This is a genomic window from Spirillospora sp. NPDC127506 (assembly GCF_040302145.1).
Taxonomy (GTDB): Bacteria; Actinomycetota; Actinomycetes; order Streptosporangiales; family Streptosporangiaceae; genus Spirillospora.
This window is the reverse complement of the sequence record NZ_JBEORG010000055.1, coordinates 148-14896: the sequence shown is the minus strand read 5'-3', so window position 1 is coordinate 14896 and position 14749 is coordinate 148. Positions and strand designations below refer to the sequence as shown.

Below are 14749 nucleotides of genomic sequence, written 5' to 3'. Positions count from 1 at the left end.
ACCCATGGCCCACCCTGGCTCGTCCCATGAGCTGCTCGACGCCGTCCGCGCCGGCGCGAGCGGCCCCGAGCTGCAGGAGATCGACCTGCCGACCCGTTTCCGCGCCGCGTTCACCCTCAAGGACGAGGTCGGCATCTTCGAGGGCCAGGCCGACAAGGACGTGCGCCGCTCCATGCACGTCGGCGAGGTCGAGATGCCCGAGCTGGCGCCCGACGAGTGCGTCGTCGCGGTGATGTCGGCCGCGATCAACTTCAACACGGTCTGGTCGGCGATCTTCGAGCCGGTGCCGACGTTCGCGTTCCTGGAGAAGTTCGGCCGGCAGGGCTGGTACGGCGCCCGGCACGACCTGCCGTACCACATCCTCGGGTCGGACGGCGCCGGCGTCGTCGTCCGCACCGGTGCGGGCGTGAAGCACTGGAAGGTCGGCGACAAGGTCGTCCTGTCCCCGTCCTACGTGGACGAGGAGGACCACGGCTCCTACGACGACGGCATGATGTCGGAGACCCAGCTCGCGTGGGGCTTCGAGACGAACTTCGGGGCGCTCGGCGAGTACTGCATCGTCAAGGCCAACCAGCTGATCCGCAAGCCCGCGCACCTCACCTGGGAGGAGGCGGGCTCCAACACGCTCTGCGCCGCCACCGCCTACCGGATGCTCGTCGGGACGCACGGCGCCCGCATGAAGCAGGGCGACGTCGTGCTGATCTGGGGCGCGACCGGCGGGCTCGGCTCGTTCGCGACGCAGCTCGTCAAGAACGGCGGCGGCATCCCGGTCGGCGTCGTGTCGTCGGACGAGAAGGCCGACCTCGTCCGGGCGCAGGGCTGCGAGCACGTCATCAACCGCAACGAGCTGAACCTCGGCGAGCAGGGCATGCGGCACCCGAAGGCCGGCCGCATCCTCGGCGAGGCGATCCGCGGCCTCGTCGGCGAGGACCCCGGCATCGTGTTCGAGTACCTCGGCCGCGAGACGTTCGGCGCGTCCGTCTACGTCGCCAAGCGCGGCGGCAAGATCGTCACGTGCGGGTCGTCCACCGGCTTCAAGCACGAGTACGACAACCGGTTCCTGTGGATGCGGCTCAAGAGCATCATCGGCTCGCACGGCTTCAACTACCACGAGGCCGTCGAGGTGAACCGCCTGATCGGCCTCGGGATGATCCACCCGACGCTGTCCCGGTCGTTCCCGCTGGAGCAGGCCGCCGAGGCGACCCGCGCGGTCCAGACGAACCAGCACGTCGGCAAGGTCGCCGTCCTGTGCGGCGCCGCCGAGGAGGGCCAGGGCGTGGACGACCCGGCCCTGCGCGAGAAGATCGGCGAGGAGAAGCTCGGCCTCTACCGCCGCTGAACCGCCCGTACCGCCCGTCCGCGGACGGCAGAACGCCCGCCGGTCATGCTCCGGCGGGCGTTCATCGTCCCGGCGCGTCGCCGCGCCGGGGCGCGGTCAGGAACCGACCAGCCTGGCGTAGACGATCAGGTTGTCCTTGTAGTGGCCGATCTTCGGGTCGAACGCGCCGCCGCACGTCACCAGCCGCAGGGACGCGTGGTCGAGCGACTCGCCGAACACCTTCTTGTGCGGGAAGGCGTCCTTGTCGACCCGCTGGGCCTTCTGCACGGCGAACGTCGCGGTGGAGCCGTCCTTGCGGCCCACCTGGATCTTGTCGCCGGGCTTCAGCTCCTTCAGCCGGTAGAACACCGCCGGCTTGCCGTTGGCGTCGACGTGGCCGAGGATCACCGCCGGGCCGATCTCGCCCGGCGTGACGCCCTCCTCGTACCAGCCGGCCAGGTTCGGCTTGCTCAGCGGCGGCTCCTCGACGCGCCCGTCGGGCAGCAGCCCGATCGAGCCCACCGGGGCCGACACGCCGATCTTCGGGATGGCGATCTTCGTCGGCGGCGACTGCGTCATGGGATGGACGTTGGACGCGGGCGTGGTCGCGCCGGTCGGCTGCGCCGCGGCGGGCTCGGGGGTGCCGGACGCCGCGGCGTCCCCGCCCCCGTCGCCCCCGCAGCCGCTGAACAGCAGTCCGATGAGCAGCGCGCCGGCCGCCGCGCCCGCGGCGCGGCGGCCGGCGGCCGATGCAGGCAGTTCCGGCAACGTTACGACCGCTCCCGGACCGTCCGGCGGCGCAGCGCGACCGCGCCGAGGCCGGCGGCCATCAGCACGCCCCAGCCGGCGGCCAGCAGCGGCGCGGACGAGTTCCCGCCGCTCATGTACATGCTGCCGTCACCGGTGTCGATGCGGCCGGACGGGATCTTCGGCGTCTTCGGCTTCATCGTGCCGCCGCCGCCGTTGCCGCCGCCGTTCCCGCCCTTGTCGGGCCGGGTGCTGTAGCTGACCGACCCGTAGCCCTTGCAGGCGACCGTGGCGGTCGTCGGGTCCGGCAGCTTGCTGCGGAACGTGCCGGTGGCCGTCCAGGTGTCGTCGCCGGTCTTCTTCACCGGCAGCGGGTTCTGCGTGTAGCCGTTGCCGGTGATGACGACCGACGTCGGGCAGGTCACGGTGAACGTCGTCTTGTAGCCCGGCGCGACGCGCAGGCTGGACAGCTTCACCTTGTCGTAGCCGAACTTGAACGCCGGCTTCGTCGGCGTCGGGCTCGGGCTGGGCGACTCGCTGGGGTCGCCGCCGGGCTCGTCACCGCTGACGTCCACCCACCTGGGCTGCTCCTCTCCGGCCTTGACCATGCACTTCAGGACCGTGCCGTCATCGCCCGTGTAGGTCTTGCCGACGTCGTCCTTGCTGCAGAACTGACCCGCCTTGGGCGGGGTGTCCGCGAGTGCGGGCGCCGCCATTCCGAGCATCATGGAGCCCGCAGCGATTCCCACCGCAGCCAGCCGACTTGCGCGCATTGCCCTTCTCCTCTGTTCGGGGCTCTTCGCGTTCCCGGGCGAAGCGTGACGTGCCCGTGCATTGGCGGGGAATGTGCCGCGGGCCGGCGGCTGGCATGCAGGGCACTCGTGATACGGGCGCCAGGGAGACCGAAGAGAATGATGAGGCAGCAGCCTAGCCCGGTTCTGTCGGAACACGAGTCAAGAATGGCCGGTCAGCGGCTTAATGGCCGGACATGGTCATCAACGGGCCTTGCGTAAACCCCTTCTCGCACTTACGCGACCCGAGCGCGGTTTACGTCTGCTGATCAGCAAGGATGACACAGGGTGAAATGGCCATCGCCCCTTGACGGGATCTTCTGTTCCGTTTGAAGACGGTTGAAAAATGAACCATGGCGGCGCCGGAGATGATTCCTCATGGCGCCGGCGGCCGCCGCGCCGTCCGGCGGTGGACGCCGCTCAGGTGGGCAGCGGCCGTTCGTCGACGACGTGCTTCATCACGAGCGTGGAGTTGAGCCGCTGCACGCCGGGAAGCGCACTCAGCACGTCGTCCTCCAGCTCCTGGTACGCGGTCAGATCGGCGGTCACGATGCGCAGCAGGTAATCGGGGTCGCCGAACAGCCGCTGCGCCTGGACGACCTCCGGTACGCGGGCCACCGCCTCCTCGAAACCGAGCAGCGTCTCCCGGTCCTCCTGCCGCATGGTGACGAAGACGAGCGCCTGGAACGTCAGCCCGAGAGCGGCGGCGTCGACGACCGCCCGGTATCCGCGAATGGTGCCGCTGCGCTCCAGTTCCCGCAGCCGCCGGTGGCACGGCGAGACGCTCAGCCCGACCCGCGCCGCCAGATCCGTGATCGTCAGGCGGCCGTCCTCCTGGAGTACCGCAAGGATTTTCCGGTCGATCGCGTCCATAAAGAAAATCCTTCCAAGGCCCCGGTGAGTCAGCGCCAAATACGGGAACACTTTCGGGTCCATCAAAAATACCCTTCCCCCATGGCGGCTACGGGAGGGGAAATCATGGCGGCCGGTTCCGTGCTCGCCTTCTGGGCGGTCGCGCTCCTGCTCATCGCCGTTCCGGGCGCGGACTGGGCGTTCACCCTCGGCGCCGGCGTGCGGGGCCGCTCCGTCGTGCCCGCCGTGGGCGGCCTGGCCGCCGGGTACGCCGCCGTGACGCTCGTCGTCGCGGCGGGCGTCGGCGCCCTGGTCGCCGGCTCGCCGTCCGTCCTGGGCGCCCTCACCCTCGCCGGCGGCGCCTACCTGATGTGGCACGGCGCGACGACCTTCGCGCGCACGGCCGGGCCCGATCCGCAGGCGGCGTCCGGCGCCGGCTGGCCGGTGTTCCTGCGCGGCATGGGCGTGAGCGGGCTCAACCCCAAGGGCCTGCTGATCTTCCTGGCCCTGCTGCCCCAGTTCACCGACCCCGGCGGGGACTGGCCCGTCGCCGGCCAGATCGGCGTCCTCGGCCTGACGTTCACGGCCACCTGCGCGGCCTTCTACCTCTGCCTGGGGACCCTCGCCCGGACCGTCCTGGACGGGCACCCGGCCGCGGGCCGCCTCACCGCCCGCCTGTCCGGCGCCGCGATGACCGCCTTGGGCGCCTACCTGGTCCTAGAGCACTTCCTCGCCTGACCCCGCCTCGACGCAGGAGTCCAGATAGGGGCCGAGTTCACGGGCGACGGTCGTCAGGGGGCGGACGCTCTGCTCCGCCTTGGCCATCAAGATCGCACCCTCCAGTGCGCTGACCATCAGGATCGCCAGCGCACCGGCCTTGCGGGACGGGACGCCCATCGCGGTCAGCTCCCGGGCGATCGGGCGGCGCCAGGACGCGAATGCGGCCGCCGCGGCGGCCTGCGTGGAGGCGACGGACTCGGCGCAGTCGACGGTCGCCGCCGCCACCGGGCAGCCGCCCGCGAACCCCGCCGACCGGTACTCGTCCGTCCACTGCCGCACCATCGCCGCGAAGAGCCCTCCGGGGGTGGGGCGGGACAGCTGCGCCATGAAGCGGTCGATGCGCCCGGCGGCATAGCGTCCGGCCCACTCCACGGCCTCGTTCACCAGCTGCTCCTTGCCGCCGGGGAAGTAGTGCTGCAGCGACCCGCGCGGCGCGCCCGCGTGGGCGGCGACCTCGCGCAGCCCCGTGGCGGTGACCCCGTCCCGGCGGATGAGCTGCGCGGCGCTGAAGACCATGCGCTCCCGAGGATCTCGGTCATCCATTTCCGGCTTCACCTGGACCATTATCATGACCGCTGTCATAATCGGCAAGGTCGGACCGTCCCCGCGCGTGCTCCGCCGCCACCCCTGGCGGAGCACGGATCAGCCCGGAACCGGAGGCGAAGGTGGACACGAACGTCGGATTCATCGGACTCGGCGTCATGGGGCGGCCCATGGCGCTCAACCTGGCCCGCGCGGGGACCCGCCTGATCGTCTGGAACCGCACCCCCGCCAGGTGCGGCGAACTGCGCGCCGCGGGCGCGGCCGTGGCGTCCGGCCCGGCCGAGGCGTGCCGGCGCGCGGACGTGGTGCTCCTCATGCTGGCCGACGCCCCCGCCATCGACGCGACCCTCGGGCGGGGCACCCCCGGCTTCGCGGCGAACGTCGCGGGCCGCGTGATCGTCCACATGGGAACGACCTCGCCGGAGTACTCCCGCGGCCTGGAAGCCGACGTCCGCGCGTCCGGCGGCCGCTACGTCGAGGCCCCCGTGTCCGGCTCGCGCGGGCCTGCCGAGACGGGCGACCTGGTCGCGATGCTGGCCGGCGACCCCGCCGCCGTCGACGCCGTCCGCCCCCTGATGGCGCCCATGTGCAGCCGGACGTTCGTCTGCGGGCCCGTCCCGCAGGCCCTCCAGATGAAGCTCGCGGTCAACCTGTTCCTGATCACGATGGTCACCGGCCTGGCGGAGGCGTTCCACTTCGCCGACCGGCACGGCCTGGACCGGCGGCGCCTCCTGGACGTCCTGGACGCCGGGCCGATGGCCAGCGCCGTCTCCCGCGCCAAGGCCCGCAAGCTCCTGGCCCGCGACTTCTCCGTGCAGGCGTCCATCACCAACGTCCTGGACAACAACCGCCTGATCGCGGAGGCCGCCCGGCGCGCGGAGATCGCCTCACCCGTTCTGGACGCCTGCCACGCCCTCTACCGCGAGACCCAGGCCATGGGCCACGGCCCGCTCGACATGGCCGCGGTCATCCACGCGATCGCCGCCCGGACCGACGACGGAAGGTCCGCGGCGGCCGGCGCGCCGGTGCAGGGCTGAATCACGCGCCACGGAGCTCCCGGCCGTCCGGTGCGACGGGGCGTTCGCCGGCCACGATCGCCGCCGCGAGCGCGATCCGGTGGTCCTTCGTCCAGGGCGGCCCGAGCGCCGCACGCGGGCCGTGCAGGACCTCGTCCGCGTGCTCGGCGAGGATCTCGGCCGCCTGCCTCTCCACGGCGCCGGCGTCGAAGAGGTGGACGGCCCAGCCGCGCGCACGCGCCTGCTCGGCCAGGATCTGCCGGTACATGACGGAGTCCGCCCGCGACTCGTACGGGGCGCGGCGCAGGACGGCGATGTCGTCGGGGAAGTCGAGCGGCCAGGCGCGCAGCGAGATGGAGAGGACCGGGCCGGGCAGGCCGGAGGCGAGTTCGTCCAGCGAGGCCGACGTCGCGCGGGCGGCCGACGCCCGTACCCTCCGCACGAGGTCCGCGGCCGCCGCGTCGTCGAGGCGCGCGCTCTCGTAGTGGATCGGCGCCGCCGGCAGGCCCGGCTCGACCAGCCGGATCCTCCGGCGGTCCGCCACCTGCCGGCCGGCCGCCGTGACCGCGACGGCCCAGCCGAAGTGATGGGCCACCCCCACGCGCATGGCCCCGATTATGTCCCCGTCCGCGCCCGGCCACCACGCCGGCCGAGGCGGCTCCGGGCGGCCCGCCGCCATGCCGGTCGCGGCGGGTTTCTAGCGGTCCTCCGGGATGTCGGCGAGGGGGCGCCCGACGATCTTCTGGAGGCTGGTGACGTACTCGTCGAACGCGTGCCGCCCCTCCGGGGTGAGCTTGAACCAGGTGCGGGGGCGCTTGCCGACGTAGCCCTTGCGGATCTCGACGTAGCCGGCCCTCTCCAGCGCGCTCGCGTGCTTGGACACGACCGAGTCGCTCATCTCCAGGCTGTCGCGGACGAACGCGAACTCGGCCTCGGTCGCGGTGGCCAGCAGCGCGACGATCTGCAGGCGCGCCGGCGTGTGGATCACCGGGTCGAGGTTCACCGGACCACCTTCCCGGCCAGCCGCGCCAGCACCAGGTCCTCCGCCCAGCGGGTGGTCGCCAGCGCGTAGCCGGCGGTGACGGCGCCCGCGATCGCCTTCTGCCAGACCACCGAGCCGGTGAACACGCCGGCGGCGAGCGGGACCGCGCTCCAGACGGCGAAGAGCGAGGCGATCCAGAGCGCCATCAGGGCGGCGGCCTTCGGCGTCCACGCGCGCGGGCGGAACTTGATGCGGATGCGGGCGGAGAGCGCGCCGACGAGCGCGCCGATCCCCGCGACGGCCGCCACCGAGAGGGCGATCCGCGCCGCCCCGTCCGCCTCGGCGGCGATCGCGGCGGCCGTGCCGAGGGAGACGACGCCCGGGACGTACCAGAGCGGGAGCCGCTGCCCGGCGTAGGCCCGCTGCTGCGTCCGCTCGATCGCGGCGAGAGCGTCGGCGGGGTCGGTGAACTCGTTCATGGGGCCTGCTTCCCTGAGAAGTACTTGCCGCTATGGAAAGTACTTTCTACTTTCCGCTGCGTCAAGTACTTGCCGAGGAGGGGCGGGTCCGGCGGGACCGGGGCGGGGCCGCCGCGTTCGGGCGCGCGATGTCAGGGGAGGCGTTTCCGACGTGTCGGTTCTTTGTCATTCGGTCGGCCGAAGCTGGTCGAAAGTCGACCTAGACTTTGCGCCCGGGCATCCCACGGGTCATGATTTGCCTCACACAGATCCCATAAGTAACTAATTACCCCCTGTGTACGGCGCGCAACGCTGGGGGACGGAGCAGGGGAGGTTCTGTGGCGAACGACGGTTCGACCACTAACGGGCGCCCGTGGGCGGATCTGCCCAGGGAACTGGCGGACCACATGCGGCCGCACCTCGACGAGGTCGCGGACGACATGATCCAGGAGATTCAGACGCGCGTCAGGGAGTACGACCGCCCCGGAGACGGCTCCTACTCGGGCACCCTGCGGCTGGCCGTCGAGCGCGTCCTCCACTACTTCGTGGACCGGGTAGCCGACCCCGCGCACGATCCCGCCCCCGTGACGGACTTCTTCCGCGCCATCGGCCGCGGCGAGGCCGGCGAGGGCCGCAGCCTCGACGCCATGCAGACCGCGATGCGGGTCGGCGGCATGGTGGCGTGGCGGCGGCTGACCGAGGGCGCCGAGGCGCTGGGGGTGTCGCCGCGCACGCTCGGCGCCGTCGGCGAGGTGCTGATGCAGTTCCAGGACGAGCTGGCGCACGCCGCCGCCGAAGGGTTCTCGCAGGCCAAGGCCGCCGTCGCGGGCGAGATGCAGCGCCGCCGCAAGCGCCTGCTGGACCTGCTGTTCGCCGACCCGCCGGCCGCGCAGGAGGCCATCGCCGACCTCGCCGCCGCCGCGCACTGGCCCATCCCGCGGACGATCGCCGCGGTCGCGCTCGGCCGGCACCACCAGGACTCCCGGCAGCCCGCGTTCCCGCCGGACGTGCTCGCCGACCTCACCCGCCGCACCCCCAGCCTGATCATCCCCGACCCGGACGGCCCCGGCCGCGCCAAGCTCGTCGACCGCGCGCTGGCCGGGACGCTCGCCGTCGTCGGCCCGACCGTCCCGCTGATGGAGGCGGCCCGCTCCATCCAGTGGGCGCGCAAGACGCTGTGCCTCGTCCAGCGCGGCGTCATCGAGGCGGAGAGCGGCGTGATCCGCAGCGTGGAGCACATGTCCACGCTGATCCTGTTCCAGGACGAGGGGCTCATCACCTCGCTCGCCGACCTGCGCCTCGCGCCGCTCGCGCACCTGCGGCCGAGCCAGCAGGACCGGCTCGCCGAGACGCTGCTGGCCTGGCTGCAGTCGGGCCGCAACGCCAACGAGGTCGCGATGCGGCTGCACGTCCACCCGCAGACCGTCCGGTACCGGCTCCGCCAGCTGGAGGAGCTGTTCGGCGACCAGCTGCTCGACCCGGACCTGCGCTTCGACCTGGAGATCGTGCTGCGCGCCCGCGCCCTGCTCGCCGACAACGCGGGGGAGCGGATCATCCCGCCGTCCCGCGAGGCGGTCGGCGACTCCGGCGAGGTCGTCAGCTTCCGCCGCTCCTAGTTCCGCCGCGACGCCCGCAGGCGCTCGGCGGTGGCGACGCGTTCGGCGAGCCGGGTCTGCGCGTCGCAGAGCAGCCACAGCTCGCCCTCGTCCGATGCGACGATCTCCTCAAGGCAGCCGTTGAGGAGCTGGTAGTCCGACAACTGGGTGATCCGGGTGGCCCGCAGGCCCTTGTCCGAGCGTTCGCTGTGCCAGCCGGGCATGCACATGATCACCGACATCGTCCGGGGCTCCCTCGGTCGGTCTATGGTAGGTCTACCATAGGGCTACCACGCACCGCCCACAACGCGTTCGGCGGAACCCCGGAACGGTGCCGCGACCGGTGGGATCTGTACGGTGTGAGGTCAGTGCACTGACCCGGAGCAGGATCTGGTATGCCGCGACCCCCCACGAAGGCACAGGTGATCTCCAACGCGCTCGCCGCCCGCATCGTCGAGGGCGAGCTGGATCCGGGCGCCTGGCTGCCGTCCGAGCGGCGGCTCGCGAGCGAGTACGGCGCCGACCGCTCCACCGTCCGGCGGGCGCTGCGGATGCTGGCCGAGGCCGGCCTCGTCCAGCTGCGGCACGGCGCGGGCGCGCAGGTCCGGGCGGCGCCGAAGGTGCGGCGCGCGGCCGCCGACATCACCCGGCAGGTCGGCGAGTGGCGCGGCTTCCACGTGTCGGCGCAGAAGGACGGGCGCCGGCCGTTCACGCGGACCACCGTGACCGAGGTCGAGGCCGACGAGCGGCTCGCGCCCCGGCTGGACGTCCCCGTCGGGACGCGGGTGCTGGAGCGGGCGCGCGTCCAGGGCGTCGAGGGGGAGCCGCCCGTCCAGACGGCGACGACCTGGATCATCCCCGAGATCGTGGAGCGGATCCCGGTGCTGCGCGAGGTCAACACGGGGCCGGGCGGCCTCTACTCGCGGCTGGAGGAGGCGGGCCGCCGGATCACGTTCGAGGAGTCGGTGACGTGCCGGCTCCCGCGCGCGGACGAGCAGGAGACGCTGCGGATCGGCCCCGACCAGCCCGTCCTGACCCTGTGGCGCCGCGCCTACGACCAGGACGACCGCGTCATCGAGGTCACCCACCGGGTGGTGGTCGGCGACCGGCACGAACTCGTCTACCGCTACGGGTCGGGAGCGTGAGCATGAGCCGGGACGCGAACGACGAGCCCGCGGTCCGCCAGGTCGGCACCCGCGTCGTCTACGAGAACCCGTGGATGGTCGTCCGGGAGGACGAGGTCGAGCGGCTGGACGGCTCGCGCGGCATCTACGGCGTCGTCGACAAACCCGACTTCGTGCTGGTCATCCCGCTGGAGGGCGACGGGTTCCACCTCGTCGAGGAGTACCGGTACCCGATCGGGAAGCGCACGTGGAGCTTCCCGCAGGGCTCGCTGCCCGGCCGCCGGGACGCCGACCCGGAGGAGCTGGCCCGCCGCGAGCTCGCCGAGGAGACGGGCCTGCGCGCCGGGAGGCTGAAGCACCTCGGGCGCCTGAACTGCTCGCACGGGACGAGCGGGCAGGGCTTCAACATCTTCGTGGCGTCCGACCTGGCGGCCGGGGAGGCCGACCGGGAGCCCGAGGAGCAGGACATGCGGCAGAAGTGGTTCTCCCGCGCCGAGTTCAGGGCGCTGATCCGGGAGGGCCGGATCACCGACGACTCGACGATCGCCGCCTACGCCCTGCTCCTCATGGACGAGACGGACTGACGCAGTCCGCCGTCTCGTCGACGGGCCGCCGCTCAAGGATCTCCCGGGCCTCGGCCCGCGACAGGTTGGCGCTCATGGCCGGCTCGTCCCCGTCGAGCTCGACCGCGATGCGGCGCAGCGCGCAGCTGCGCGCCGGCTCGGGCAGCGCGTCCAGCGCGGGCACCGCGTCGGCGGACAGGTTCCGCAGGTACGGGACGTCGATCTTGCCGGTCTCCGCGTACCGGGCGACGTTGTGCTCGGCGATGAACCGGTCGGGGTTGAGCACCGCGAGCAGGATCATCGCGATCGCCCCGCCGGCGGCGACGGCGCGCGGCAGCCAGGCGACCCGGCCCTTGACGACGCCGGCGACCGCCATGAGCACCACGACGAACCCGAGCCACAGCTCGAACGCGTGCACCCACAGCCGCAGCCTCGTCCAGCCGAAGGTCTGCTCGTACAGGTAGAGCCGGCGCAGGGCGACGGCGACGACGACGAGCGTCAACGCGCACAGCAGCCCGAGCAGCCCCCGGACCAGGCCGCGGCTGCCTTCCGGCGCGTACCGCTTCGCGACCGCGACGACCGCCAGCACCAGCACGGTCACGATGACGAGCTGGAAGAACCCCTGCCTTGCGTACTCGGCGTACGTGAGGCCGGTCGAGCGCAGCAGCGCGTCCTTGTCGTCGGCGAGGAAGACCCCGGCCTGGATGGCGCAGAACACCAGGAACAGCAGGTCGAGCGCCGCGATCGGCACCGCCCACGACCACCGGCCGGCGGGCTTTCCGGGCTCCGGGCTAAGCAGCCGCAGCGGCGGCGGCGCCTGCCCGAGGTACGCGCCGGCGGACGCCAGCGCCAGCGTCGCGGCGCCCGCGAACCCGTACACGACGACCGAGGCGGCCGACACCTCGGGGACGAGCCCGGCGGCGAGGCTGCCGAAGGCGGCGTCCGCCCCGACGAACAGCCCGCCGAACACCGCGACGAGCCCGGCCGCGATGGCGCCCGTCCTGATGACCGGCCACGCGTTGCCCTTCTCGGACGTCACCGCCCCGTACGCGCCGCGCGCGGCCCACGGCAGCATGGCCCCGGCCGCGGGCACGACCGCGAGCCCGCCGAACAGGACCTCCGGCCACGACCTCCCGCCGGACGCCGCGTACGAGCCGAGCGCGACGGCGAGCAGCAGCGCGGGAACGACGACCCACTCCGCCTCCCGCACCGCCGCGATCGCCGGCAACACGACGGCGAGCACCCCGAACACGATCGCGGTCCGGTTGACCCGCCGCTTGGGCCCGGACCGCACGATCCGCCCCGCCGACCAGGCCGAGGCCCCCGCCACGTAGGCGACGGCCGCGCCCGCGATCACGACGCCGACCCCGAGCAGCCCTTCCCGCAACTGCGGCCCGACCGCGACGGCCCCGATCAGCCCGGCGATGAGAACCCCCGCCACGAGCGACGCCGACATGGGCCGCGCGGGCCGCTTCCACGCCCGGAAGGCCTTCTCGATCTTGGTCGGCTGATAGGCGAACTGCGGCGGCGGCGCGTACCCGGCCGGCACCCCGTAAGGCACACCCTGGCGCACCGGCTGCCCCTGGTAAACCACCCTGGGAGGCGCAAACCCGCCCCCCACCGCGTGCCCACCACCCGGCATGGCCCTCGGTACGGCTGCTTCTACCGGCTTGCCGCCGGATTCGCGCGGTTCTCCGGGCGGCTTCTCCGCGTGGTCGGCGGGGTCCGTGGGCGGGGTGGTCATGCGGGTTCTCCGATGTTCGGGGGGATCATGACGCGGATGCGGCAGCCGCTCGGGGTGTCCAGGACGGTGATGTCGCCGCCGTGCAGGTCGGTGGCCCAGCTGGCGATGGCGAGGCCGAGCCCGGTGCCGCCGCCCGGCGTCCCGGGTCCGGACACCGAGCCGCGCGAGAAGCGCTCGAACACGCGGGCGCGCTCCTCGGGCGGTATGCCGGGTCCCTCATCGGCCACTTCGATGACCAGACCGCCGGGATGGTTCGCGGGACGGGCGGTGACGGTGATGGGACGCCCGTCCGGGCCGTGCCGGGCGGCGTTGTCGAGCAGGTTCGCGACGACCTGGTGGAGCCGGTCGCGGTCGGCGACGGCCCGCAGGCCGGGCGTCACATCGGTGGCGAACTCGGCCTCGGGGTGGCTCGCGCGGGCCTCGGCCGCGACGTCGTCCACGAACGCGGCGACGTCGATGTCCGCGAGGTCCAGGACCGCCGCGCCCGCCTCGGCCCGCGACAGGTCGAGGAGCTGGGTGACGAGGCGCCCGAGCCGCTCGGTCTGGTCGAGCGCCGATTCGAGGACCTCGGGCGTGGCGGGCGTGACCCCGTCCGCGACGTTCTCCAGGACGGCCCGCAGCGCGCTGATCGGCGTGCGCAGCTCGTGCGACACGTTGGCGACGAACTCGCGGCGCTGCCGCTCGACCTCGGCGAGGTCGGCGGCCATCCGGTTGAACGCCTGCGCCAGCTCGCCGACCTCGTCCCGCGACGTGGCCCGCACCCGGCGGCTGTAGTCGCCGCGCGCCATCGCCCGCGCCGCGGCCGTCATCTCCCGCAGCGGCGCGGTCATCCCGTGCGCGAGCAGCTGGATCACCCCCAGCGAGATCAGCACGCCGACCGGCATCGTCTGCCGCGCCCGGAACCCCATCGGATAGCCCCACAGGACGATCAGCACGGCGACGCACGCGGTCGCCACGACCACCACGCCGAACTTCACCTTGATCGACCGGAGCGGGTCCAGCGGCCGGGGCAGCCGCGCCCACAGCCTGTGGACGACGGGGGTCACGGCGCGACCTCCAAGCTGTAGCCGACGCCGTGCACGGTCCGGATCAGCCCCTGCCCCAGCTTCCTGCGCAACGCCTTGACGTGGCTGTCGACGACCCGGGTCCCGGACGCGTCCGCCCAGTCCCACACCTGTTCCAGCAGGACCGCGCGGGTGAGCACCGCCCCCTGGTTGCGCAGCAGGCAGGTGAGCAGGTCGAACTCGGTCGGCGTGAGGTGCACCTCGCGCCCGTCGCGGCGGACCCGCCGGGCCCGCTCGTCGACCTCGAGCGCTCCGACCCGCTTCGCCCCGCCGGGCGCCGCGTCCATCGCGGGCCGCTCGACCCGCCGCAGCACCGCCCGGATGCGGGCGACCAGCTCCCGCATGCTGAACGGCTTGGTCACGTAGTCGTCGGCGCCGACGCCGAGCCCGACCAGCAGGTCGGTCTCGTCGTCCCGCGCCGTCAGCATGAGCACCGGCACGGGACGCTCCGCCTGCACGCGCCGGCACACCTCCAGGCCGTCGAACCCGGGCAGCATCACGTCCAGCACGATGAGATGCGGCTCGTAGCCGCGCGCCCGCTCGACGGCCGAGGGCCCGTCCCCGGCCACCTCGACGCCGAAGCCCTCGGCCGCCAGACGGTCCGCCACGGCCCGCGCGATGGTCGGCTCGTCCTCGACCACCAGCACCCGAGTCTCGTTCGCAGTCACGCCCCAGACTCTAAGAGCCCGCTATGCACACAACGAGCCCGAATTGTGCAGGACTCGTGAAGATCGCTGCCACCCCCACGACATCGCCCCACCCCGCTCGTACCGAGGTTCCAGGGGGTCGCCCCTTGGGCTAGCACAGCCGCTTCTTGGACGAGCACGATCAAACCCTCTTGGACCAGACCTGAGCCGTGGCCACCGACCGAAGCGGCGGCCACGGGCAGGCACGCGGAGGGCGCTCTGCGCCCGGAGCGGGCATGCCCGGCGACGCAGGCGACCGCAGCGCCACACAATGAGCAACGGGCACAGCGACCACAACGGCGGCGTGAGGATCGGCCGGTTCGTATCGGGAGTTCCAGGGGGTCGCCCCCTTGGGTTAGTACAGTCGCCTGCTGGACGAGCACAATTCACACCCTCTTGGACCAGACCTGAGCCGTGGCCACCGACCGAAGCGGCGGCCACGGGCAGGCACGCGGAGGGCGCTCTGCGCCCGGAGCGGGCATGCCC

General features: G+C 72.9%; 17 protein-coding genes. 6 read left to right on the top strand and 11 right to left on the bottom strand.

Annotation, left to right across the window (positions count from 1 at the left end):
- Nucleotides 1–4 precede the first annotated feature (4 nt).
- Nucleotides 5–1339 (top strand): crotonyl-CoA carboxylase/reductase, encoded by a 1335-nt coding sequence (gene ccrA / locus ABTW95_RS32250; RefSeq protein ID WP_396449405.1) that lies wholly within the window; start codon nt 5–7, stop codon nt 1337–1339.
- Between the two features lie 96 nt (nt 1340–1435).
- Here the strand turns inward: ccrA and ABTW95_RS32245 are convergent, their stop codons facing one another.
- The 3 genes from ABTW95_RS32245 to ABTW95_RS32235 all read right to left on the bottom strand — a co-directional run bounded on the left by ABTW95_RS32245 (nt 1436) and on the right by ABTW95_RS32235 (nt 3729).
- A complete protein-coding gene (locus ABTW95_RS32245) occupies nt 1436–2086 on the bottom strand; it encodes a class F sortase (RefSeq protein ID WP_396449406.1) in 651 nt (216 codons plus the stop codon).
- A gap of 2 nt (nt 2087–2088) precedes the next feature.
- Nucleotides 2089–2781 carry a hypothetical protein gene (locus ABTW95_RS32240; protein WP_500228279.1) on the bottom strand — a complete coding sequence of 231 codons (693 nt, stop codon included), beginning with the start codon at nt 2779–2781 and terminating at the stop codon, nt 2089–2091.
- 495 nt (nt 2782–3276) lie between these two features.
- On the bottom strand, nt 3277–3729 hold the full coding sequence (locus ABTW95_RS32235; RefSeq protein WP_163055243.1) for an Lrp/AsnC family transcriptional regulator: 453 nt from the start codon (nt 3727–3729) through the stop codon (nt 3277–3279).
- Nucleotides 3730–3834: 105 nt separating this feature from the next.
- On the opposite strand from ABTW95_RS32235, the gene ABTW95_RS32230 reads away from it, so the two are divergent.
- A complete protein-coding gene (locus ABTW95_RS32230; protein ID WP_500228278.1) occupies nt 3835–4446 on the top strand; it encodes a LysE family translocator in 612 nt (203 codons plus the stop codon).
- On the opposite strand, the gene ABTW95_RS32225 is transcribed toward ABTW95_RS32230, so the two are convergent.
- On the bottom strand, nt 4426–5004 hold the full coding sequence (locus ABTW95_RS32225; RefSeq protein WP_500228277.1) for a TetR/AcrR family transcriptional regulator: 579 nt from the start codon (nt 5002–5004) through the stop codon (nt 4426–4428). The two genes, ABTW95_RS32230 and ABTW95_RS32225, sit on opposite strands and share 21 nt — an antisense overlap.
- 149 nt (nt 5005–5153) lie before the next feature.
- Here ABTW95_RS32225 and ABTW95_RS32220 point away from each other — a divergent pair, with 149 nt between their 5' ends.
- Nucleotides 5154–6068 (top strand): NAD(P)-dependent oxidoreductase, encoded by a 915-nt coding sequence (locus ABTW95_RS32220; RefSeq protein WP_396449410.1) that lies wholly within the window; start codon nt 5154–5156, stop codon nt 6066–6068.
- Nucleotide 6069: 1 nt separating this feature from the next.
- Here the strand turns inward: ABTW95_RS32220 and ABTW95_RS32215 are convergent, their stop codons facing one another.
- The 3 genes from ABTW95_RS32215 to ABTW95_RS32205 all read right to left on the bottom strand — a co-directional run bounded on the left by ABTW95_RS32215 (nt 6070) and on the right by ABTW95_RS32205 (nt 7508).
- The gene (locus tag ABTW95_RS32215; protein ID WP_396449411.1) at nt 6070–6654 is read right to left on the bottom strand and encodes a hypothetical protein; all 585 of its coding nucleotides are present in this window, start codon (nt 6652–6654) and stop codon (nt 6070–6072) included.
- Between the two features lie 90 nt (nt 6655–6744).
- The gene (locus ABTW95_RS32210; RefSeq protein ID WP_396449412.1) at nt 6745–7050 is read right to left on the bottom strand and encodes a winged helix-turn-helix domain-containing protein; all 306 of its coding nucleotides are present in this window, start codon (nt 7048–7050) and stop codon (nt 6745–6747) included.
- Nucleotides 7047–7508: a hypothetical protein gene (locus ABTW95_RS32205; RefSeq protein ID WP_500228276.1), complete on the bottom strand. Its 462-nt coding sequence runs from the start codon at nt 7506–7508 to the stop codon at nt 7047–7049. The genes ABTW95_RS32210 and ABTW95_RS32205 overlap by 4 nt, the downstream gene beginning before the upstream one ends.
- A gap of 317 nt (nt 7509–7825) precedes the next feature.
- On the opposite strand from ABTW95_RS32205, the gene ABTW95_RS32200 reads away from it, so the two are divergent.
- Nucleotides 7826–9103, top strand: a complete 1278-nt coding sequence (locus ABTW95_RS32200; protein WP_396449414.1) for a PucR family transcriptional regulator — start codon at nt 7826–7828, stop codon at nt 9101–9103.
- Here ABTW95_RS32200 and ABTW95_RS32195 read toward each other — a convergent pair.
- Nucleotides 9100–9324 carry a hypothetical protein gene (locus ABTW95_RS32195; RefSeq protein WP_396449415.1) on the bottom strand — a complete coding sequence of 75 codons (225 nt, stop codon included), beginning with the start codon at nt 9322–9324 and terminating at the stop codon, nt 9100–9102. The two genes, ABTW95_RS32200 and ABTW95_RS32195, sit on opposite strands and share 4 nt — an antisense overlap.
- A 153-nt stretch (nt 9325–9477) precedes the next feature.
- Between ABTW95_RS32195 and ABTW95_RS32190 the strand changes: the two genes are divergently transcribed.
- Both ABTW95_RS32190 and ABTW95_RS32185 read left to right on the top strand, forming a co-directional pair.
- Nucleotides 9478–10227 (top strand): GntR family transcriptional regulator, encoded by a 750-nt coding sequence (locus ABTW95_RS32190; protein ID WP_396449416.1) that lies wholly within the window; start codon nt 9478–9480, stop codon nt 10225–10227.
- A gap of 2 nt (nt 10228–10229) precedes the next feature.
- The gene (locus tag ABTW95_RS32185; protein ID WP_396449417.1) at nt 10230–10790 is read left to right on the top strand and encodes an NUDIX domain-containing protein; all 561 of its coding nucleotides are present in this window, start codon (nt 10230–10232) and stop codon (nt 10788–10790) included.
- On the opposite strand, the gene ABTW95_RS32180 is transcribed toward ABTW95_RS32185, so the two are convergent.
- From ABTW95_RS32180 to ABTW95_RS32170, 3 genes are all read right to left on the bottom strand, one after another.
- Nucleotides 10771–12342: a DUF4153 domain-containing protein gene (locus tag ABTW95_RS32180; protein ID WP_500228275.1), complete on the bottom strand. Its 1572-nt coding sequence runs from the start codon at nt 12340–12342 to the stop codon at nt 10771–10773. The two genes, ABTW95_RS32185 and ABTW95_RS32180, sit on opposite strands and share 20 nt — an antisense overlap.
- Before the next feature lie 167 nt (nt 12343–12509).
- Nucleotides 12510–13559, bottom strand: coding sequence for a HAMP domain-containing sensor histidine kinase (locus tag ABTW95_RS32175; RefSeq protein WP_500228274.1), 1050 nt, complete (start codon nt 13557–13559; stop codon nt 12510–12512).
- Nucleotides 13556–14245, bottom strand: a complete 690-nt coding sequence (locus tag ABTW95_RS32170; RefSeq protein WP_396449420.1) for a response regulator transcription factor — start codon at nt 14243–14245, stop codon at nt 13556–13558. The genes ABTW95_RS32175 and ABTW95_RS32170 overlap by 4 nt, the downstream gene beginning before the upstream one ends.
- Nucleotides 14246–14749: the final 504 nt, after the last annotated feature.